This window comes from Pseudomonas sp. MWU13-2517 (genome assembly GCF_023242545.1).
In the GTDB taxonomy this organism is placed as follows: Bacteria; Pseudomonadota; Gammaproteobacteria; order Pseudomonadales; family Pseudomonadaceae; genus Aquipseudomonas.
In genome coordinates, this window is sequence record NZ_JALMFA010000010.1 from 234189 (window position 1) to 255357 (window position 21169).

Below are 21169 nucleotides of genomic sequence, written 5' to 3' on the forward strand. Positions count from 1 at the left end.
CGCCCAACCGGCTGCGGATAGGGGACGCAGTCGGCTGGACGAGGGCTTCTTGTACGACTGTTTTACTGCGCGATAGTTTTCACCGAAACGCCACGTTCAATCGGGGTCGAGCGCCCATAGATATCTTCGAACCGCTCGATATCGTCTTCACCCAGGTAACTGCCCGATTGCACTTCGATAATTTCCAGCGGGATCTTGCCCGGGTTGCGCAGGCGGTGCACCGAGGCAATCGGGATGTAGGTTGACTGGTTCTCACAGAGCAGGAACACGTTCTCGTCGCAGGTGACTTCAGCGGTGCCGCTGACCACGATCCAATGCTCGGCGCGGTGGTGGTGCATTTGCAGCGACAGGCATGCGCCCGGCTTGACCGAGATGTGCTTGACCTGGAAGCGTCCGCCCATGTCCACCGAGTCGTAGGAACCCCACGGACGGTAGACTTCACAATGGTTCTGGGTTTCGCTGCGGCCTTGCTCATTCAGCGTGTTGACCATCTGCTTGACGCCCTGGACCTTGTCCTTGTGGGCAATCATCATCGCGTCCTTGGTTTCCACCACCACGATGTTGTCCAGGCCGATCACCGACACCAGCTTGCCGTTGCCATGCACCATGCAGTTGCGGCTGTCCTGGATCACCACGTCGCCTTTGCTCACGTTGCCGTTGGCGTCCTTATCGTTGACCGCCCACAGCGAGGCCCAGCAACCCACGTCGCTCCAACCGGCGCTCAACGGCACTACGCAGGCGCGCTGGGTTTTTTCCATCACAGCGTAGTCGATGGAATTGTCCGGGCAGCAGGCGAAGGTGGCTTCGTCGAACGTCACGGTGTCGGCATCCTGGGCACTGCGTTCCAGGGTCAGTACGCAGGTGTCGTAGATGTCCGGGTCGTGCTTTTTCAGCTCTTCGAGGAAGCGGCTGGCGCGGAACAGGAACATGCCGCTGTTCCAGAAGTAACCGCCGTTTTTGACAAACTCCACGGCACGTTTCTCATCGGGTTTTTCCACGAACTGTTGCACGCGGCTCACGCCTTCGGGCAGCAGTGAGTCGTTGGTGGACTTGATATAGCCGTAGCCGGTTTCCGGACGGGTCGCCGGTACACCGAACAGCACCATCTCGCCACGCTCGGCGGCCACGGTGGCCAGGGCCAGGGCGCGTTGCAGGGCTTTCTGGTCATCGATCACGTGGTCGGCGGGCAGCACCAGCATCAGTTCGTCGCGGCCTTCATTGACCAGCATCATCGCGGTGAGGGCCACGGCCGGCGCGGTGTTGCGGCCGAACGGTTCCATCAGGATGCGCTGGCATTCGAGCTTACGCGCGGCCAGTTGCTCGTTGACGATGAAACGGTGGTCCTTGTTGCAGACCACGATCGGGGAGTCCATGCCTTCGAACACCAGGCGTTCCAGGGTTTGCTGGAACAGCGTGTGCTCGCCGGTCAGGGCCAGGAATTGTTTAGGGAACTGTTTACGGGAAAGCGGCCAAAGACGTGAGCCGCTACCACCGGAAAGGATTACTGGGATCATGCTGTTTCTCCTTGAATCGATATGGGTCAGAGCTACGAAGGTTTGTCGTTTCACTCTTGTTTTTGTCTCGGTCCGAACTGACCACTCGACCCTCTGTAGGAGCGAGCTTGCTCGCGAAGCACTTCCAGACACTGCGGGCATTCAGAATGCCCGCGTTATCCTTGGCGATTTTCGCGAGCAAGCTCGCTCCTACAGGGGGTAGTCAGTCCGGAAAATAGTTAGCGGGTCGACACGGGGCGTTTCACCCACACTGGCGACAGGCTCGAACCGGAACCGGTGACGTACAGCACCGCGGCCTCACCACGCTCCAGCGCCACCGGCTTCACGTCGCCGACTTTCTTGTCGCCGTCATACAGCGCCAGGCTGACTTTCACCGGGTTGATCTCGCGCTCGCCACGGCCTTTGGCGGCCACCGACTGGACGACGTCGGTCTTGCCGTCGGCGGTTTTCAGGGTCAGGGCCTTGTCGCTGAGGTTCTGCACGCGTACCAGGGATTTTTGCTTGTTCTTGAACGGTGGTTCTTCGATCAACTGAGGCTGGCCGCTGCCGCTGTTGACCAGGGTGTAGTAGTGGTCCGGGGCGAGTTTGACCGGCACGGTCTGGCTGCCGATCTTGGCGCTGTAGTCACCCCCTGGCATGAAGCTGAAGTCACTGCTGGCCAGTGGCGCTACGTCGCTCAGGTTGGTGGCGCCGACGGTGGCGCTGACTTCCTGGTTGGAAGCGTTGTAGACCCGTACGAAGCTTGAACCTTTTGGCGCGGTCGGGCCGTAGAGCGCGGCGTCGCCACCGGCGAAGGCCGACATCGATACGAAGCTCAAGCCGGCCGCGATAGCCAGGGTTTTAGCGAGACGACGAGGAGTTGTAGTGAAAGTCATGTGAGTTACCTCTCTTTCAGTTTTGCGCCCGGTCGGGCGTCTCGGATTTTTGGTTTTTAACTGGGGTATTCAGTGCCATGTTCTGTTGGCGCGAACCGGCTTGTTTAAGTTGCGCAACCCACGAGGGGTCGGCATCACCGATTTCGTTGTTCACGGGCAGATAACGTTCAGGAAACTCCCAGATCAGCACTTGTGGCGGGCTGTTCTTGAAGTCATCGCTTTTCAGGTAGCTGAGCATCGGCAGGATCGGGCCGTGGCCGTCTTCGGCGTAGTTGATGACGTCGCTGTGCAAGGCTTGCTTGAGCGCACCGACGAAGTTCCAGTTGGGGTTGGCGCTGTAGCTGGTGCCAACCAGGGCCACCGGGTGTTCGCTGTCGCTGAACAACGCATCGTCACCTTTAGTTTCAGCCAGATGAGTGACGCGTTTTTGCAGCGGCTCTTTGGGCGGCATCAGGTTTTCGAACAGCGGATCCAGGGGCAGGAACAGGCGCAGGTCGCCTTTATGCGGCTCGGTTTTTTCGGCTTCGGTGACAAAGCGCTGCGGCTCGCCGCTCAACGGTGTCTTGTCGGCAATCACCTTGGCAATTTGCCTGGCGGCGATTTCGGCACCGTCCGGTGTCCAGTGGGTGTCGGTGCGCAGGAACACCTGCTTGCCGCCGAGCTTGGCCTGTTGCAGCGGGCCAAGCAGGTCGGGAGCGATGATCTTGTCGGCTGCCACACGGGCGTGGAAGTCCTGGTACAGGTTGGCGTGGATGCTCGCCGGTTTCACCTCACCCAGGTGTTCCGGGTACAGACGCACCTTGGCCGGCACGATCGCCATGACCAGTTGAATGCCTTGGGTCTTGAGCTTCTGGCGTACGCCTTCGACCAGTGCGTAATTGTCTTGCAGGTTCTGGTCTTCGTTGGCGGTAGGGTTGAACTCCTCGTCGCTGTACAACCAGTGATCGCGGCCGAGCACCACGCCCTTGCGGCCTTCGTTGAACAGTTTGTAGTCCAGCGCCGCCCAGAGGTTGGTGCCCAGGCGTTTGATCGGGAACTCGTCGTCGTAGTGGGTCTCGACGGCCTTGGTCCAGCGACCGTTGAGTACGGTCGCGTCGGCATTGGTGCTGAAGCCGAAGAAGCTGCGCAGCGACCAGGCGCCCAGGGCCAGCAGCAGCGCCAGGAACAGGCCGATATAGAGGATGCGGAATGAACGGGTCATGGTCGGCTCCCTCAGAATTGGAAGTAAAGGAACGGCGAGAAACTCTGCGCCGACAGTTTGAGAATCGACGCCACGAACAGCAGCAGCACCGCAGCGCGCATGGCGTAGCGTGGCCAGTCAGCGGTCCAGTAGGCCGGTTGCACGGCGGCATCCCGGCCAACGGTGAAGCCTGGCTCATGGATACTGCCTGGGTTGTCGCCCGGTACCGCCTTGATCAGGCTCGGGTCGGCCGGCTTGGCTTTCTCGGCGGGGCGGTTGCTGTAGAAGTCACGCAGGCCGAAGAACGCCAGGGTTGCGTACGCCACCACCAGGGTCGCCACTTGCAGGCCGGTGAGGCTGGCGCGGTTGAGTTCCGACAGAGACCATTCGTTGAAGCTGAACATCGCGCCGTACATACGGCCGGCGACGTGCAGGTTTTCGGCGCGGAAGATCACCCAGCCCATCACCACCAGCAGGAAGGTCAATGCCCAGCGCACGGGGTTGAAGCTGCGCGGGGAAGTATTGAGGCCGATGGCTTTTTCAATCGCCAGCCACATGCCATGCCACGCACCCCACACGATGTAGGTGATGTTCGCGCCGTGCCAAAGACCACCGAGCAGCATGGTCAGGAACAGGTTGCGATAGGTGGTCAGCGTGCCTTTGCGGTTACCGCCCAGGGTGATGTACAGGTAATCACGCAGCCAGGTGGACAGGCTGATGTGCCAGCGCCGCCAGAACTCGGTGATCGACTGGCTGATGTACGGCTGCTTGAAGTTTTCCATGAAGCGAAAACCCATCATCAGGCCCAGGCCGATAGCCATGTCGCTGTAGCCGGAGAAGTCGAAGTACAGCTGCGCGGTGTAGGCCAGCGCACCGAGCCAGGCGTCGCCCGTGGTGGGGTTTTGCAGGGCGAAGCAATGGTCGGCCACCACCGCGAGGGTGTCGGCAATGAACACCTTCTTGATGAAACCCTGCATGAACCGCGTGCAGCCCTCGGAGAATTTATCGAGGGTGTGGGTGCGATTGTTGAACTGGTCGGCCAGGTCGCGAAAGCGCAACACCGGGCCGGCGATCAGGTGCGGGAAGATCGCCACGAACGCCGCGAAGTCGATGAGGTTGCGGGTGGCCGGTGTGTCGCCGCGGTACACGTCGATGATGTAGCTGATGGACTCGAAGATGTAGAACGAGATCCCGATCGGCAACAGCACGTGGGTGAGGATGAACGGCTCCAGCCCCATCGACTTCATCATCACGTTGATGCTGTCGACGCCGAAGTTGGCGTACTTGAAGTAGCCGAGGATGCACAGGTCGACCGCCACGCCGAGCAGCAGCCAGCGTTGAGCCGGCTTGGTGCGCACGCCGGCTGCACCGACCTTGAGGCCGATCCAGTAGTTCCACAGCGTCACGGCGGCGAACAGCGCCAGGAAGTCCACTCGCCACCAGGCGTAGAACACGTAGCTGGCAATCAGCAGCAGCAGGTTGCGATAGCGTTGCCCGCTCAGATAGTACAAGCCGAGAAAGATCGGCAAGAACAGGAACAGGAACACATTGGACGAGAAAACCATCCCGATCTCTCCATGTTTAACCAACAGTCAAGGGCCAACGCCCCCCCCAAACCCCCCCACGAATTCGGGGAGGCGGTACTACATTCCTACTGATGAAACCGGCTTGAAAATGTGGGTGGGGGCTTGCCCCACACACATTTTTTTACCGGGTTCGCTCAGGAACCTTTTTTGCCTTTTTCATGCGTCGGGTCGTAGACCTTGGTCAGGTCGCCGCCCAGGCGGAACGTCTTGAACGGCTGCATCCCGTGCTTGCGCTCGATCACATCCGGGGCGCAGGTGTAGAGGGTGCAGAAAGGTTCGAGCCAGGCGAATTTCATGTCCTGTTTCAAGTCCTTCATGTCCTGTTCTTTGCCGTTCTTCTGCTCGAAGATGCTCGGGTCTTTCACCCCGGCCAGCACCTTTTCGCCCAGGCGCTTGAGCGCACCATGGTTTTCCTCGCGCAGATCTACGCCGTTGACCAGCGCAAAACTGGCGATCATCGACAGCGGCGGCAGCGCGTAGTTGTGGTAGGACAATGCGCGTTGTTGACGCTTGAGTTCATTCGGCAGGAAGCCTTGGTCGTCGACCTGGTTCACGCCGACCTTGTATTCCTTCACCGCCCAATCAAACAGGTCGCGACGGTTGGTGGCGATGGACGTGGCCATCACCGACCAGGCGGCCCAGTAAGAGTGGTTGTTGGTTTTTTCCAGCGGCAGGTTGTCCCAGTCGCTGACGACTTGATCGGCCAGCTTGTTGAACCACGCCTCGATCAGCTGCGATTCCTGCTGATGGTTGGCCAGCGGGTGGGAGTCGGAGAACTTCAGGCGCACATAGGCCGAGGCCATGCTGCCCAACGCCCATTTGCGCATGGATTTGCCGGTGTGGTTGAAGTCCTTGGACATCAATGCGTCAGCCTTGGCCCACGACACCAGCCAGTTCAACGTGCACTCGAGCTGCTCCGGGCGGCCGTCGCGCATGAACTGCATCACCCGCTTGCTGGTGTCTTTTTCCAGCTTGGTGATATCGGCGGTGCTGTCGCGAAAGGCTTGTTCGGACTTCATGTTCAGCGTGGCGCGAGCCTTGTCCGACCCTTCGTACTTGCTGCGAAATTGCAGAGGCCCGGTGTAGGGCGTCGGCATGGTGTCGCAGTTTTCCTTGAAGTCGCCGGTCTTGAACGCTTCGATCGGTGCGAAGTAGCCCTGGGGTGGCCGCAGCGGGGCGGCGGCGTTGACTGAACCTGCGAAGATCGCCAGGCCGAGCAACGATGGAATCCATAGTTTTTGCATAAGTCACCTCACTTCCCGAGTTGGGCGGTCTGCTGACCACCGCTTGGGAATACGTTGCGTGTGCAAATTTTCGCTTCGACCTTTTGCGCGGCAGCGCCCGCTTCGGGACCCTGCACTTCTACAGCCAGCAAGTTCTGCGAGGCCCAGTCTTCATCGGTGCGCAGTTCAAAGGCGAAACGCCCATCTGTATCGGATGTTTCGGGTTTCTCGATCTTGATGTCCTCATGGCGCCCGTTCATGTACCAGAGGGTGGCTTGCAAGGTTTTCACCGACGGATCGGCGAAGCGGATATCCACTTGATGACTGCTGTTACGCAGGTCTTTGTTCGAGCTGTTGACCAGCAGTTCGTTCTTGCCGGGTTTGAGCGTTGTGCTGGCGCTCATCTGCGCGGGCTTGCCTTCACAGCCGTTGTCGAGCAGCGCCATCATCTGGCGGTAGATGGTTTCCTGGTCCAGGCGATACAGCGGCGAGAACTCCCAGATCAGAATCTTCGGCGGGCTCTTCTGGAACTCATCGCTGCCCAGGTACTGGATCATCGAACCTTCCAGGCCACCGCCAGGGAAGGCGACGTTAAGGATGTCGGCACCGATTTCCTCTTCCAGGAAGCCGGCGAAGTTGTAGTTCTTGCCGCTGTGGCTGGTGCCCACCAGGGTGATCTGCGGGTTGCCCGAATCACCGAACAGATCGCCGTCGCCCGCTTCGCCCTTGGGCTCGGTGGTGAACTGGTCCATGTACTGGATCGCGTAGCTGGTGCCGCACAATTGCCCGGCCATGTTGTGCAGGGTGCCGGTCTTGCCCATGCGCCCGGAGCGTTTGGTTTCGAATTCACGCTTGGGAATATCCGCGAACTCAGGCATGGCACGTACTTTGGCACCGACGATTTTCGCGGTGCGCTGGGCGCCGTAGGGCGTCCAGTGCTGGTCGCCACGGAAGTAAAAGTCGTGGGCCGGCAATTCATCGGGCAGTTGCTCATTGGTCAACGGTGACAGGTCCGGCACCACAAAGCCCATCTTGGCGAAACGGCCGAGCATGGTCTTGTAGTTGGCCAGCGCCTTGTCGAAATCGAACTTTGCTTTTTCCTCGGGGTTGAGCTTGTTGCGGTTCACCAGGCCGCGGGTCGGCTGGTAGACCACCACCAGTTCCACGCCCTTGGCCTTGAACGCATCGTGCAATTGCTGCATGCGCTTGTAGCCGGCGGGGCTGGTGTCGAATTCGGTGCGCAAATCTTCCTGAGTACGGAACAGCCAGTCGCCCTGGGCCTGCACCAGGGTGGTGAAATTCTGCTGGTAACGCGTGGTGTAGTTTTTCGCGTCGTGGGCGGCCGGGCACAGGCTGCAGCACGGTTCGGCGGTGAAAGTCGGGGCTTTCACTTCATCGGCGCGTACGCCCTGGCTGGCCGCGAGCAGGCCGAGGGTCAGACCCGATAGGCTCAGCAGTTTGATCATGTGTGGGTGCATAAGGGTCATCCTCAATCCTGCATTTCGGTCTGGCGTTCGACAGGGTCGATCAGCACGGCTTTCTGCTGGCGTACCAGCAGGTCGAGAATCTCTTCCTGGCGATCTCCAAGGACGCCGGAGAAGCTGATGCCGCTGGATTTGGTCGGTGCCAGCATCGACACGCGGTACAGCTCAATACTCAATGGCGAGTCGATGGACAGTGGCCCGCTGCCGTTACCCGCCAGTTCACCGCCGACCACGATCAGCGACACCTTGGCGTCGAACGGGTCGAGGGCGATGTCGCGGTCGGTGTCGGTCAGATCCTTGATGTGGCCGTACACGCCGGTCAGGCCGTTGGCCATGGCCGTGTTCTCGTACAGCTTGATGTTCACACTGTTGCGCACGCGAATGCCGTGGCGACGGTTGCTGATCACCTTGTTGCCCCACAGCAGGTTGTCGCCGCTCTCATAGAGGGTGATGCCGTCGGTGTGGTTGCGGTAGATCTCGTTGTCGACGATCAGGTTGTTCACGCTGTTACGGTCGATCACCAGGCCCGAGAGCTTGTTGTCGTAGCTGCGGTTGTTGAAGATGAAGCTGTCGTTCACCTCACGGGAAATGATGATGCCGTGCTTCTTCTTGGTGCCGTACACGGTGTTGTCGGCGATGATCAGGCCGTGGGAACGGTCGTGGGGGTCGATGCCGTAGACGATGTTGTCTTTGTAGGTATTGCCCTTGAGCACAAAACCCGTGGTTTCGTAGCAGTAGAAGCCGTACCACATGTCCGAGAACTCGGAGTCGATGATCCAGCCGGTAGGCTCGGGACGCTTGAGCACCTTGGCCATGTTCGGCGTGTACTGGGAAATACTCACCCCATAGGACTTACTGTTGGCGTAGCCGAAGCTGGCCATCTTGCTGTTGGCGACGTAGGTCTCGGTGCCGCCCCAGGCCAGCAGGAAGGGACGGAATTCCTTGGGTGACTGGAACAGCGCCGGGCCGTTGGTCTTTTCGTTCCAACCGGTGATTTTGGTATCACGCACAAACAGCTGGCCATCGTTGATCAGGAACGAACCGGCTTGCTGGGAGAGGCGCAGCTCCTGGGTTTTCTTGTCGATTTCCAGGATGCCTTTACGCCCGACCACGATCGGCAGCTTGGCCAGGAACACGCCCGGCGAGGTCTCGCTGAAGTACTGCTTGGGCACTTTGCCGAGCAAGTCCTTGAGGTTCATGTAACCGTCATCGACGAAGATCGCCTGGGGAATGCCATGCTGGCGCACCACCCATTCGGCCATCTTGTTGTCACCGCCGATAAAGTCCTTGAGCGCATCTTCCTGCATCATGCGGCGAATGCTGATTTTGCCCGGCTTGGTTCTTACGATCTTTTTTTCCATCGCTGCGGCGGTGTAGCCCGACAGGTCAGGCAGGGCCGGCTTGGCCATTTCCAGCGGCGCCGTCGGCGGGCTGGAAATGGTGTAGGTCTTGGCCTGTTGCAGCCCTTTGGCGATGGTCGGCGCCTTGGCCGCCTGATCGGCAGAGGCCGTGGCGCTGGCCAGCAGCATTGCCGCGACGAGTAGGCTTTGAGCGTTCATTGCACAGGCTCCCATCAGAATCGCCAGATCACGTCGACAAAGGCGCGGTGCATGTACGAGTCGACCTGGCTGCCATAGGCATCGCCCGGTTTGAACACGCCTGCGCGAAAGCGCACCAAAGCCGAGGGTTCGTCGATCGACTGGCTCAGCGCGGCCGGCAGCAGACCCTTCTTGAAATACTTGGTGACCACCAGGTCCATCTCTTGACCCAGGTCTTTCTTGCCGTCTTCAAGGGGCAGGGAAGTGCTGGACAGGATCGCGCCGGTCACGTCGTCGGTGTTGTTCTGCACGGCGTCGATACCATTGCTGCCCACCGGCTTGTTGCCGTCCACGCGCCAGAACTTGTGATAGACCAGGCTGGCGTCATAGTCCTCGCGCAGTTGCCAGGAACCGAAAAGGCTCATCGACTGCATGTTGTTCATCTCGCCACGGAACGCCTCGCCGAAGCGGTGCACGCGGGACTGAGTGCCGGTCCAGTTCGAACGGTTGCTCTGCAGGCCGTTCTGCTCGTATTCGGCGCTGGCGCGGGAGTAGGCCGCACCGACTTGCCATTGCGGATCGAGGCGCAAGCGCACGCCGATATCGGTGGCCCAGCCATTCACGTCATCACTGCGCTTGGCGTTGCTCGGGCGGGTGCCATCGGCGTTCAACGCGTTGACCGTGTCGCGGTTGCCCTGCATGCCGGTGATGCTGGCCCAGTAGTTGACGGTATTGGTGTTGCGCCAGTTATAGGCGTCGCTGTTGGCTTCGATGCCAAGCCAGGTCAGGTCGCCGTTTTCGCGCTTGTCCAATGGGTCGCTGGCGACGCCGGGTTCGGCGTAGTCGAGCTTGCCGTCGTCATGGGTATGGTGGCCGCGCAGGCCGATCCACTGGCCCGGTGTCCACTGGTAGGACGCATCGGCGTAGAAATGCTGGCGGTCCTTGTCCTTGGGCGACAGTTCCTTGAGGTCGGTGCGGTATTCGCTAAAACGCTCGGCGGCGCCGACGTTGGCCTTGAGCAAGGTGGTGTCGAACGTCCAGTTCAGCGCTTCGATATTGGTGTCGCGCCATTGGCCGTCGTCATTGCGCAGGCGTTGGCGACCCAACTTGAGCAGCTCGCCGGGGTAGGGCGTGAAGCCGCTGTAGCCGACCCAGAACTCGCGCAGGGCGAGGTAGTTTTTCTTGGTTTTGCGGTCGTCATTGCTCGACTGCTCGGTGGCGTCATCGGAGGACTGTTGCAGGGTGTCGGTCTCGATGATGTCACTCGATGTCACGGCCCGGCCCATGGCATAGGCGCTCCACGCGCCGCTTTCACCATAGACCCACGGGCGCAGGTCGAGGCCGATGCCGTTGACGTCGCCGCCGGGCTTGGTGCCCAGGTCGCGGTCGTCTTCGGACTGGCCGGTGATTTTCACTTCCAGGCCGAAGTTCTTGGCTTCGGTCAGCGCGGCCAGGGTCGGGCACGACCATAGCAGGGCGAAGGTCAGGCCAATGCCGGCCTTGACGAATGGGTTGAGCTTCATAGGGATTCCTCGCCGTCTTCTTCTTGCAGGGCGTGCAGTTGCAGCGTGCTCTGGGCCAGGGTGCCGCGGGTGGCCAGCTCTTGTTGCACCAGGCGTTGGCCTTCGGCGCGCTGCTCTGGCGTCAGCGGGGCTTCGAGCTGCGTGGCCAATTCATTGGCCTCAGGTGTGTCCTGGGCCTTGGCCAATTGACTGAAGACATAGGCGTTCAATGGATTGGGCTTGGTGCCCTTGCCTTGGGAAAACAACTGGGCGATGGCGAAATCGGCGCTGTTCTGGCCGTTGCGCGCAGCGGTCAGCAAGTGGTCCAGGGCTTTTTGCGAGTAGACCTTGCCCAGGTAGCCGCGGCGGTAGATCTGGCCGAGGTAGTAATCGGCGGCCACCTCCTTGCCCACGGCTTTTTCGAAATGGGCTTCGGCGGCTTTTGCGTCGGCCGGTACCCACTTGCCTTCGTAGTAGAGCTTGCCCAGCAACAGCTCGGCACGCGGCTGGTCGGCGGCGCGGCCGTTGTCCAGGTACTTCATCATCTGATCGACGTCGCCCAGTTCGGGGAAGTCGTAGAGCAACTGTGCCAGGCTGACCCAGGAAGCGGGGTAGCCGGGGGCGATCTTCTCCAGCAGCGCCTGGGCCGTTTTTTCGTCCGGCGTGCCGAGGCTGGCGTCGCCGAGCACGCGGGCGACGCTGTCGACGCGCTGTGCGGTGACGGTGCCACGGCTGTAGCCTGCTTCCATCTGCTTGAGCAACTGCGCCTGTTTTTCCGGCTCGGCTTTTTTCTGGTAGACCGTGGCCAACTCGACGTAGCAGATATCGGTGGTGTTCAGTGCGCTCTTGCAGATGCGTTCTACGTCATCCAAGTGCTGGTCGTAGGTGCCCTGGGTGCGATACAGCAGCACCTGGGCCAGGCCGGCCTCCGGATAACCTGCCGCTTGCCACTGGCTGATCTGCTGCTGGGCGTTCACGTTCGCAAAGCTATGCGGGTATTGCAGGTACAGCATCGCCAGCGGGATCAGGGTGTTGCCTTCACCATTGGCAAAGGCTTTTTTCAGCAGGGCTTCGGCTTCGTGGTGCTCGGCTTCGGTGGCACCGGGCTTGGCCACCAGCAGGCGGCCAAGGCGTGCCTGGGCCCGCGGCGAGGTGTCGGCGGCTGCGCGATAAGTAGCCTCGGCCTGGCGGATCTGCTCGGGATCGCGGGTGGTGACCTGGATATCGGCCAGGCCGACTTGGGCTTCGCTGTAACCGAGGTCGGCCAACTGCTGGTAGTTCTGCTGGGCAGTCACGGTGTCGCCGCGCTTGAGAGCTTCATTGGCCAAGCGCTGGTCGGGCAGACCGGCACAACCGGCCAGGCTGACTGCAAGCGCCAGCAACGCGACTGTACCCAAGTGGGAACTGCTTTTGTGGCGAGGGAGCTTGCTCCCGCTGGGGTGCGCAGCGCCCCCAAAAGCGGGCTCCAGCTGCGCTGTCGAACGGGAGCAAGCTCCCTCGCCACAGTAAGCCCGCTCCCACAGGGATTGCGGTGTTTTCAAATGAGTCGTCACAGGCATGTCCTCGCTTACAGACCGTGGGCCATGGCTTTATCGATCAGCCAGTTCAGCGATGGGCCACGGTCGCTCGACACTTCCACCGGGCGACCGGCGTAGGTGCTGTCCAGCGGGGCGTCAGGCTTGATCTGCACGCGGATATCGGAAGACAAGTCGGCGCTGTTCAGGCTGGTGCTGCTGACGATGGTGCCGGTGCGTACCTGTTCCTCGTCGGCCACCTGGAAGTTCACCGGAGTGCCTGGGCGGACGTCGGCGAACTGGCGATAGGTGAAGCGCGCTTCCACGTTGGCCTGGCTGCCGCGAGGTACCAGGTGGAAGATCACATCGCCCTTGCTGGCGTACTGGCCGTCGGCGACCAGTTGCTGGGCGACCACGCAATCGCACGGCGACGTCAGGGTGCCGGTCATTTGCTTGCCGAACAGTTCTTCAACCTTGGCCGGTTGCAGTTGATCTTCGTCCAGGTGGCCCTTGAGTACGTCGAGCATGCTGGTGCTGAAGGTCGCCAGTGGCGCGCCCTTGGCGGCGACCGCATCACCTTTGAGCAGGCTTTGCACGGTACCGTCGCGGGGCATGGTCACGTTCATGCCGGGTACGCTGACCAGGCCGGCCTGGGCGTGGCTGACGAAGTACATGCCGTACAGCGATTTGAAGATGAAGCCGAATGCCGCCAGGCCGACGATGAAGATCCCGGCGCTGAACGTCACTGCCCGCAGGCGACCGAACGCGGTCATGCCGCTGCCGCTGTCCTTGACCTTGCGCGCCTTGGTGAAGTTATCCCGTTGCAGGGTGGCGAGCACGTCGCCCATGGTCACGATGTCACCGGACAAGTGTGAGGTGATCAGGTGGCGCAGGGTGGAAATGTCTTGCGGCTCCAGGTTCTGGAACTGGCAACCGGTGCGGCCGGTCTGGCGGTCGTAGGAGCGGATCTGCAGCTCCACGTCCATCGCCAGGCCGAGGTTGTCGATGACAAATTGCAGGCGGCCTTTATGCACTGCGCCGACGGTCAGCGGCTGGGTGGCGGTGAATGCCAGGCCACCGGCAGACAAGTCGATCACCCGTGCTTCGGTCGGTGCGCGGTCAGTGTTGAAGAAGCGCAACTTGGCCGGAATCTTGACTCGGGCATGTTGGCGCTGGGCTTCGGATTCGTGGACAACATTGGCGTTTACTGGGCTGTTCATACTGTTCGATTTCCTAGTTAATTCAGGCTTGGCAGGGTCAGACCATCATCAAAAGCACGGCGACAAAAATGCTCCCGGCGGAGAAGGTCATGGTCCGAGACGACCAGGTGTTGAACCAACGTTGAAAGCTGGCCAAATCGCGGGTCAGTTTGGTGTCCTGGCGGGTCCAGGACTGTTGATCAAGGCGGAAGAACACATAGATCTTCACCAGTGCGCCCATGATCTGGTTGTAATAGAGAATCACCGGGTAGGCCGGGCCGATCTTGTGTCCGGAACACGACAGCAACAGGGTGAGAATCAGGCGGGTGATGCCGATCCACAGCAGGTACGCGAGGATGAACGCGCCGCCGTATTTGAAGGTCGCGATGAAGGCTACGGTCAGGCCGAGCAGCGAGGTCCACATCGACACGCGCTGGTCGAACAACACGATGCTGGTAAACAGACCCAGGCGGCGTACACCGAGACCCAGGGCCCGGGAGTTCTGGCGCAGGTTGTTGCCGTACCAGCGGAACATCAGTTTGCGGCTGGCCTTGATGAAGCTCTTTTCCGGCGGGTGTTCCACCGTGTTGATCGCGGCATCCGGCACGTAGAAGGTGTCGTAGCCCAGGCGCATGAGGCTGAACCAGCTGGACTTGTCGTCACCGGTCAAAAACTTGAAACGGCCCAGGCGCCAGTGTTGCAGCGAGTCGCTTTCCACGTCGGCGATAAAGCCCGGGTCGGTTACGACGCTGGCACGGAACACCGACATGCGCCCGGTCATGGTCAGCACGCGTTTGGACAGGGCCATGGAGCACATGTTGATGTGGCGCTGGGCGAACCGCAGCTTGTGCCATTCGCTCATGATGTAGCCACCGCGGACTTCGCAGAACTCGTTGGTGGTCAGGCCGCCGACATTGCCGAACAGCTGGAACCACGGCACGGTCTTGCGCACCACGCCTTCTGCGAGCACGGTGTCGCCGTCGATCACGGCAACCACGGCGCGGTCATCCGGCAGGTGGCGGGAGATGGCGCGGAAACCGAAGGCCAGGCCATCACGCTTGCCGGTACCGGCGATGCGCACGAAGTCGAGCTTCACGTGAGCGGGCGGGTTCATCTTTTCCCACAGGCTCTTGACCAGCAGCTCATCGGACATTTCCACCAGCGAGCAGACCACGGTGGTGGGGAAGCCACATTCGATGGCTTCGCGGATCACCGAGCTGTAGACCTGCGCGGTCGTCAGTGCATCGATGCGGAAACTGGTGACCATCAGGAACACGTGGGACGGGTCGGCGGCCTTGCCCAGCTTGCGTACTTTGCGCCGCAGGTGCGGGTAGACCACGTACAGGAACAGCATGCCGCGAAAGAAATGCGTAGCACCCATGGAGTAGCGCCAGATACCGACGGCGCCAATCAGGAAAATAAAATTCTTCGACTCGGAGTCGAAGGTGCTGGCTGGCAGAGCCAGAGCTAGAAGCGCTAAAAGCCCCAGAAAGAATAGCCAGCCAGTCGCTTGGTTTAACCGTCGCATATTTGTATCCGTCACGAGGGAGTAGAGCCACAAGCGGCAAGCTACAAGCTGAAAAACATCGCTTCTAACTTGCAGCTTGCCGCTTGAAACTAGCCGCTGCTCCTTACCAGCAAATGCCTTCGGTACGGCCTGTCGCGCAGGTGGCCTTGGACATGAAGCCCACCAGGTCGACCACTTGCTTGCCGTCCGGAGCGTTCTGCGCCAAGGCACGGAATTTCTCGTCACGGTTGCCGAGGATGATCACGTCGGAGTTGTTGATCACGTCGTCGAAGTTCGAGTTGAGCAGGGACGACACGTGCGGGATCTTGCCTTCGATGTAGTCCTTGTTCGCACCGTGTACACGGGCGTACTCGACGTTGCTGTCGTAGATGCTCAGGTCGTAGCCCTTGCCGATCAGCATTTCCGCCAGTTCCACCAATGGGCTTTCACGCAGGTCGTCGGTGCCGGCCTTGAAGCTCAGGCCCAACAGGGCGACTTTGCGTTTGTCGTGGCTGGAAACGATGTCGAAAGCGTTCTGTACCTGCGACTCGTTGCTGCGCATCAGCGAGTTGAGCAGCGGTGCTTCCACGTCGAGGGAACCGGCGCGGTAGGTCAGCGCGCGGACATCCTTGGGCAGGCACGAGCCACCGAAGGCGAAGCCTGGGCGCATGTAGTACTGGGACAGGTTGAGGGTCTTGTCCTGGCACACCACTTCCATCACTTCACGGCCATCGACACCGACGGCCTTGGCAATGTTGCCGATCTCGTTGGCAAAGGTGACTTTGGTGGCGTGCCACACGTTGCAGGTGTACTTGATCATCTCGGCGACGGCGATGTCCTTGCGGATGATCGGTGCGTCGAGTTCTTCGTACAGCGACTGCAGTACGTCGCCGGAAGCTGTGTCGAACTCGCCGATAACGGTCATCGGTGGCTGGTCGTAGTCGGCGATGGCGGTGGATTCACGCAGGAACTCCGGATTGACCGCAACACCGAAGTCGACGCCGGCTTTCTTGCCGGAGCAGTCTTCGAGGATCGGGATCACCACGTTGGCGACGGTGCCCGGCAACACGGTGCTGCGCACCACGATGGTGTGGCGGGTGGTCTTGTCACGCAGGACGAAACCGATTTCGCGGCACACCGATTCGATGTAGTTGAGTTCCAGGTCGCCGTTCTTCTTGCTCGGCGTGCCAACGCAGATCATCGACAGGTCGGTGTCGCGGATGGCTTCGGCAAAGTTGGTGGTGCCGCGCAGGCGACCGTTTGCGATGCCCTGGCTCAACAGTTCGCCCAGACCTGGTTCAACGATTGGCGATTTGCCAGCGTTGATCAGGTCGATCTTTTCCTTGGAGATATCTACGCCGACCACTTCGTGGCCACGGGCAGACAGGCAACCGGCACATACTGCGCCAACGTAACCTAGACCAAATATGCTGATGCGCATCGCAATTACCTCTGTATTTAAATCATGCCATTAGATGGCTGGAGTTCATGTTTGCAAGCGTCACAAGTGCCGCGAAAGTTAGGCGAATAGACGCCGACTTGCCGCGTGCAGGCATGTTGAATAACGAGTGACTAATTATTGCACTCAAGTTGTGCGCAACTTGGCCTTGTTATTGGGGCTTGCCCTGAAATGCAGCCAGCCTTCCTGGGAGAAGAGCCTGGCGCCAGTGCCGCAGAGCCTTGATAGAGGCTTTAAGCCTTTAATTATCAATGCCTTGGGTTTTATCACTGACCCATTAGGGTAAGCACAGCCTTGGCCTTATAGTTCGTGGCAATGGATCCTTATCGCCGCTCTCTACTGATCGATTGGTAATATGACCACTGAGTCGAAGTTTAATATGACAACTTCGCTACTTCCGTTGGTCTGCCATGTAAGTCATCTCCTACAGAACCAGAGAATTTCGTTACCGGTGGTATGAGCGGTGCTTTAGGACGAAGTTCCGGGCCGCTCATCCTGTTTCCGGAAATTTCTTGAAATATGGGAAAAGATGGCACTGGTACTATATTGATAGCACTTGCTATTTGGCCTAGTAGTTACAGGTAGTTGACGCGCGGGGATAGTTTTGTGCCACTAGTGATTTTAAAAATTGGTGCCACTACGAAAAAAAATCGGAAATGTCGAGTGAAAAAAAAGTTAGAGATGTTTCAGACTGTTTTTTGGCGTCAAATAAATGACTGTTTTGAGGTGTGAAAAGCACGCAGAAAGGGTGGGGGGGTTGCCCCCACCCACCTCTGGATTCCGTTGTCTGAAAAAGAGGTGCGGCCTTATTCCGGTGCGTGATCGCGCAAAAACACCAGATTATCCGGTTTGGACTGCTCCGCGTTGAAGCGATAACCCTGCACATCGAACTGCTTGAGCTGGTCAGGGTTGTTGATGCGTTGTTCGATCACAAAGCGGCTCATCATGCCCCGGGCCTTCTTGGCGTAGAAGCTGATGATCTTGTACTGGCCGTTCTTCAGGTCCTTGAACTCGGTATTGATGATGCGTGCGTTCAGGGCCGTACGCTTGACCGCAGAGAAGTACTCGTTGGAAGCCAGGTTGAGCAGCACATCGTCGCCTTGTTCGACCAGGGCTTCATTGAGCCACTCGCTCATGCGTGTACCCCAGAACGCATAGAGGTCCTTACCACGGGCGTTGGCCAGCTTGGTGCCCATCTCCAGGCGGTACGGCATCATCAGGTCCAGGGGGCGCAGCAGGCCATACAGGCCCGAGAGCATGCGCAGGTGGTCCTGGGCGTAGCTGAAATCGGCATCGGTGAAGGTTTCAGCGTTCAGGCCGGTGTACACGTCACCCTTGAAGGCCAGCAGCGCCTGCTTGGCGTTGGACGGGGTGAAGGCGGGCGTCCAACTGCCGAAGCGCGCAGCATTGAGGCCGCCGATCTTGTCGGAGACGTGCATCAACTCGCTGATTTGCGCCGGGCTCAGTCCGCGCAATTGTTCGATCAGTTCCTGGGAGTGGTCCAGGTACTGCGGCTGGGTAAAGCGCTGGGTTACCGGCGGCGTCTCGAAGTCGAGAGTCTTGGCGGGGGAAATCACCATCAGCATAAAGTCGTCTCCTTAAATCGTGGGGCGATTCTAGGGGGTGCAGCGTTTTGACTCCACCTATGATGGCGATAGTCGCGATCCGCTATGATGCCCGGTGACTCTGGAGAGGGAGACCCTGTGTGCGAATCGCGCTTTTAATCTCGGCTTGTCTGTTATGCCTGAATGCCCAGGCCGCGCCGGTGGATCTGGCGAGCCTGGATCGCGGCATCTGGCCCGAAAAGCTCAGCAGCCCGGCGCTGTTCGATGTGGCCTCGCGTGCGGAAATCCTGATGTTCGCCCACAGCCTGTTGGCCAGCGAGGCCCAGGATGAAACCGTGCTCAAGCAACGGCTGGGCCTGAAGATCATCAACCTGGCATCCATCAATGACATGCGTCGCCAGCTCTGGCAGCGCCTGCTGGAGAACTACACCTTCGCCCAGCAGAGTTGCGAGGAAGACGCCTCGTTTTGCTACCTGGTGGAGAACATGGATGACCTGCGCGAGCAGGCCGGCAAGTTCGAGGTCAGTGAAAATTCTTTCTATATAGGCTGGGCGGGGCCGAGCCACCGCTTCCATGAGCGCTACCTCGATGAGCTGCTGCGCAAGGCCGCGCTGTTCCCGCAGATCAGCAGCGAAGTGGCGCGTTTTGGTGACCATGAACGCAATGGCGACGAGCTCAACGATCGAATGTTCCTGCTGACCTTCGACGGTGGCCCGGCACCGCTCAACGGCAATACCGACTGGCTCACCGACTATTTGCGCAAACAGAAGATGAACGCCACTTTCTTCGCCCTCGGCAGCAGCCTGCAAACCCGCTTGGAGCGCAGTTCCGCCAGCGATGTGCAGGCGCTGTACCAAGGCCAGTGCGTGGGCACCCAGGGTTGGCAATACCGGTCTCATAGCCACTGGGTCGACTGGCAAAGCTCCATCACCCGCAGTGCGTCGCTGACGCAAAACCTGATGCCGGAAAACTACGTGCCGCTGTTTCGCCCGCCGTACGGCCAGCGTCGCGCGGACAGCCAGGGTTTCTTCCAGGCGCAAGGTCTGCAGGTGGCGTTGTGGGATATCGACTCCCAGGATGAGCCGGGCCAGCTCAAGGCCGATGAATCGGCGCAGCGGGTGCTGACGCTGATGTTGCTGTGGCGCAGGGGGATGATCGTGTTCCACGACACTCAGGACAAGGCGCGGGTGGCATTGCCGCTGTTGTTGCAGGCTACGGCGCAGAGTGGCCTGGGCTGGCAGGACTGCCGGGAAGCTTTTCGTTGAAAAGATGAAACGCCCGGCCCTGTTGGGGCTAACGCCTTTTTGGGGTGATTTTGTGCGACAAATCGATGCAGGCGGACTTCTGACTTTAACGGGGTACCTGGCACTCGGCTAGTGCTATTCGTCATCCTGAAAAATAAACTTCAAAAAAGCGTCAAAGTGCTTTTTCCTGTCATGGGTTTTGCGGTATTACGAAGTCAGATCGCCGAAACCTGCAGCACAGGTGGCGTCTTACAAGACTCCTCATGTGGGCACCGCGCTTGACGTCACTCAGGTGCGGTCGGTGGTCGAATCGAGGCGCAGCACCGCCCAGGTATTGCGTCGAATGGCTCCCACAAAGGTGACCGAGTATGGATGATCATGGACGTAACCCTTCTTCCGACCAGCCAATCCTTTATGTGCTTGATACCAACGTATTGATCCACGATCCAAACGCACTGCTTAACTTCGAAGAACACCACGTCGCCATCCCGATGATCGTGCTTGAGGAGCTCGACAAACTCAAAAGCGGGCACCACAGCGTGGCCGCCGAATGCCGCCAGGCGATTCGCCTGATCGACAAGACCCTGGGTGAAGCTTCACCCGAAGACGTTGAGGTCGGCGTGCCGATCCAGCGTGGCAAAGGCGGGCCCAAGGGCTTGCTGTCGATTCTGATGAGCAAGCGCAGCGAGCCCAACAGCCTGCTGCCGGAGAATCTGAACGACAACAAAATCATCAACCAGTTGATCGACTTGCACGCACGCGACAAGGATCTGCGCGTGGTGCTGGTGACCAAAGACATCAACATGCGCCTCAAGGCACGAGCATGTGGGATCGCTGCCGAGGACTACAGTACCGACCAACTGGTCGACGACGTGTCGATGCTGTCCCGTGGTTATCACATGATGACCGGCTCGTTCTGGGATCGCGTCAGCAAAGTCGAAACCCGTCAGGACCACGGCCGCACCTGGCATCAGGTACAACTGATCGACAACCTGCCGGCCGTGCATATCAATGAGTTTATCGTCGACGAGCAGGGCTTCGTGGGCTGGATCAAAGAGATCCAGGTCGACAAGCTGCTGATCCTCGACCTGCATCAGGAACCCCTGTTGCACCAGGAAGCCTGGGGCCTGAAACCGCGCGATATCTACCAGAGCCTGGCGTTGTATGCGCTGCTCGACCCGGATATCCACCTGGTCAACCTGACGGGCGCCGCAGGTTCGGGGAAAACCATCCTCGCCCTGGCTGCCGCCATCGAACAGACCATGGTTACCAAGCGCTATCGCCGCATCATCGCCACCCGCAGTGTGCAGGGCCTGGACCAGGAGATCGGTTTCCTGCCCGGCACCGAGGCGGAAAAAATGGAGCCGTGGCTGGGGGCGATCACCGACAACCTCGAAGCCTTGCACATGGATGACGAAAACACCCATGGCAGCGTCGATTACATCCTCAGCAAAGTGCCGTTGCAGTTCAAATCCCTCAACTACATCCGAGGTCGCAGCTTCCAGCAAAGCCTGATTCTGATCGATGAATGCCAGAACCTCACGCCGCACCAGATGAAAACCATCATCACCCGCGCCGGCGCCGGTTCCAAAGTGGTGTGCCTGGGCAACCTGGCACAGATCGACACCCCTTACCTGTCCGCGACCAGCTCCGGGTTGACCTACCTGACGGAACGCTTCAAAGACTTCCCCAACGGCGTGCACATCGCGCTGCAAGGGGTGCCTCGTTCGATCCTGGCCGAATACGCCGAGTCGCACCTGTAAAAACACACCTGTGATA

15 protein-coding genes are annotated in these 21169 nt (G+C 59.7%); 2 read left to right on the forward strand and 13 right to left on the reverse strand.

Features of this window, described 5'->3' with window-relative positions; genetic code table 11:
- Positions 1-62: 62 nt before the first annotated feature.
- The 13 genes from M5B97_RS16735 to yaaA form a co-directional block, all read right to left on the reverse strand.
- A complete protein-coding gene (locus M5B97_RS16735; RefSeq protein WP_134658552.1) occupies positions 63-1514 on the reverse strand; it encodes a mannose-1-phosphate guanylyltransferase/mannose-6-phosphate isomerase in 1452 nt (483 codons plus the stop codon).
- Positions 1515-1732: 218 nt separating this feature from the next.
- Complete coding sequence (locus tag M5B97_RS16740; protein WP_134658550.1) at positions 1733-2389, reverse strand: alginate O-acetyltransferase AlgF; 657 nt, start codon at positions 2387-2389, stop codon at positions 1733-1735.
- A gap of 16 nt (positions 2390-2405) precedes the next feature.
- Complete coding sequence (locus tag M5B97_RS16745) at positions 2406-3590, reverse strand: alginate O-acetyltransferase (protein ID WP_248732051.1); 1185 nt, start codon at positions 3588-3590, stop codon at positions 2406-2408.
- 11 nt (positions 3591-3601) lie between these two features.
- Entirely contained in the window at positions 3602-5134 is a 1533-nt protein-coding gene (locus tag M5B97_RS16750) for an MBOAT family protein (RefSeq protein WP_134658546.1), read from the reverse strand.
- Positions 5135-5289: 155 nt separating this feature from the next.
- Positions 5290-6399 carry a mannuronate-specific alginate lyase gene (locus tag M5B97_RS16755; protein WP_123714666.1) on the reverse strand — a complete coding sequence of 370 codons (1110 nt, stop codon included), beginning with the start codon at positions 6397-6399 and terminating at the stop codon, positions 5290-5292.
- An 8-nt stretch (positions 6400-6407) separates the two neighbouring features.
- Complete coding sequence (locus M5B97_RS16760; protein WP_134658934.1) at positions 6408-7856, reverse strand: alginate O-acetyltransferase; 1449 nt, start codon at positions 7854-7856, stop codon at positions 6408-6410.
- A gap of 11 nt (positions 7857-7867) precedes the next feature.
- Entirely contained in the window at positions 7868-9436 is a 1569-nt protein-coding gene (gene algG / locus M5B97_RS16765; RefSeq protein WP_248732052.1) for a mannuronan 5-epimerase AlgG, read from the reverse strand.
- On the reverse strand, positions 9436-10923 hold the full coding sequence (locus M5B97_RS16770; RefSeq protein ID WP_248732053.1) for an alginate export family protein: 1488 nt from the start codon (positions 10921-10923) through the stop codon (positions 9436-9438). The genes algG and M5B97_RS16770 overlap by 1 nt, the downstream gene beginning before the upstream one ends.
- A complete protein-coding gene (algK, locus tag M5B97_RS16775) occupies positions 10920-12461 on the reverse strand; it encodes an alginate biosynthesis TPR repeat lipoprotein AlgK (RefSeq protein WP_248732054.1) in 1542 nt (513 codons plus the stop codon). Before algK ends, M5B97_RS16770 begins: the two co-directional genes overlap by 4 nt.
- Positions 12462-12469: 8 nt before the next feature.
- A complete protein-coding gene (locus M5B97_RS16780; RefSeq protein WP_248732055.1) occupies positions 12470-13636 on the reverse strand; it encodes an alginate biosynthesis protein Alg44 in 1167 nt (388 codons plus the stop codon).
- A 37-nt stretch (positions 13637-13673) separates the two neighbouring features.
- Entirely contained in the window at positions 13674-15158 is a 1485-nt protein-coding gene (alg8, locus tag M5B97_RS16785; protein WP_167659673.1) for a mannuronan synthase, read from the reverse strand.
- A gap of 88 nt (positions 15159-15246) precedes the next feature.
- Entirely contained in the window at positions 15247-16563 is a 1317-nt protein-coding gene (locus tag M5B97_RS16790; RefSeq protein WP_123714671.1) for a nucleotide sugar dehydrogenase, read from the reverse strand.
- An 824-nt stretch (positions 16564-17387) separates the two neighbouring features.
- The gene (yaaA, locus tag M5B97_RS16795; RefSeq protein ID WP_248732056.1) at positions 17388-18167 is read right to left on the reverse strand and encodes a peroxide stress protein YaaA; all 780 of its coding nucleotides are present in this window, start codon (positions 18165-18167) and stop codon (positions 17388-17390) included.
- A 119-nt stretch (positions 18168-18286) separates the two neighbouring features.
- Between yaaA and M5B97_RS16800 the strand changes: the two genes are divergently transcribed.
- Both M5B97_RS16800 and M5B97_RS16805 read left to right on the forward strand, forming a co-directional pair.
- Positions 18287-19411: a polysaccharide deacetylase family protein gene (locus tag M5B97_RS16800; RefSeq protein WP_248732057.1), complete on the forward strand. Its 1125-nt coding sequence runs from the start codon at positions 18287-18289 to the stop codon at positions 19409-19411.
- A 347-nt stretch (positions 19412-19758) separates the two neighbouring features.
- Positions 19759-21153 carry a PhoH family protein gene (locus tag M5B97_RS16805; protein ID WP_003188745.1) on the forward strand — a complete coding sequence of 465 codons (1395 nt, stop codon included), beginning with the start codon at positions 19759-19761 and terminating at the stop codon, positions 21151-21153.
- Positions 21154-21169 lie beyond the last annotated feature (16 nt).

Coding starts and splice junctions, on each gene's coding strand:
- M5B97_RS16735 (WP_134658552.1), bottom strand. CDS start 1,514: ATGATCCCAGTAATCCTTTCCGGTGGTAGCGGCTCACGTCTTTGGCCG.
- M5B97_RS16740 (WP_134658550.1), bottom strand. CDS start 2,389: ATGACTTTCACTACAACTCCTCGTCGTCTCGCTAAAACCCTGGCTATC.
- M5B97_RS16745 (WP_248732051.1), bottom strand. CDS start 3,590: ATGACCCGTTCATTCCGCATCCTCTATATCGGCCTGTTCCTGGCGCTG.
- M5B97_RS16750 (WP_134658546.1), bottom strand. CDS start 5,134: ATGGTTTTCTCGTCCAATGTGTTCCTGTTCCTGTTCTTGCCGATCTTT.
- M5B97_RS16755 (WP_123714666.1), bottom strand. CDS start 6,399: ATGCAAAAACTATGGATTCCATCGTTGCTCGGCCTGGCGATCTTCGCA.
- M5B97_RS16760 (WP_134658934.1), bottom strand. CDS start 7,856: ATGCACCCACACATGATCAAACTGCTGAGCCTATCGGGTCTGACCCTC.
- algG (WP_248732052.1), bottom strand. CDS start 9,436: ATGGGAGCCTGTGCAATGAACGCTCAAAGCCTACTCGTCGCGGCAATG.
- M5B97_RS16770 (WP_248732053.1), bottom strand. CDS start 10,923: ATGAAGCTCAACCCATTCGTCAAGGCCGGCATTGGCCTGACCTTCGCC.
- algK (WP_248732054.1), bottom strand. CDS start 12,461: ATGCCTGTGACGACTCATTTGAAAACACCGCAATCCCTGTGGGAGCGG.
- M5B97_RS16780 (WP_248732055.1), bottom strand. CDS start 13,636: ATGAACAGCCCAGTAAACGCCAATGTTGTCCACGAATCCGAAGCCCAG.
- M5B97_RS16790 (WP_123714671.1), bottom strand. CDS start 16,563: ATGCGCATCAGCATATTTGGTCTAGGTTACGTTGGCGCAGTATGTGCC.
- yaaA (WP_248732056.1), bottom strand. CDS start 18,167: ATGCTGATGGTGATTTCCCCCGCCAAGACTCTCGACTTCGAGACGCCG.
- M5B97_RS16805 (WP_003188745.1), top strand. CDS start 19,759: ATGGATGATCATGGACGTAACCCTTCTTCCGACCAGCCAATCCTTTAT.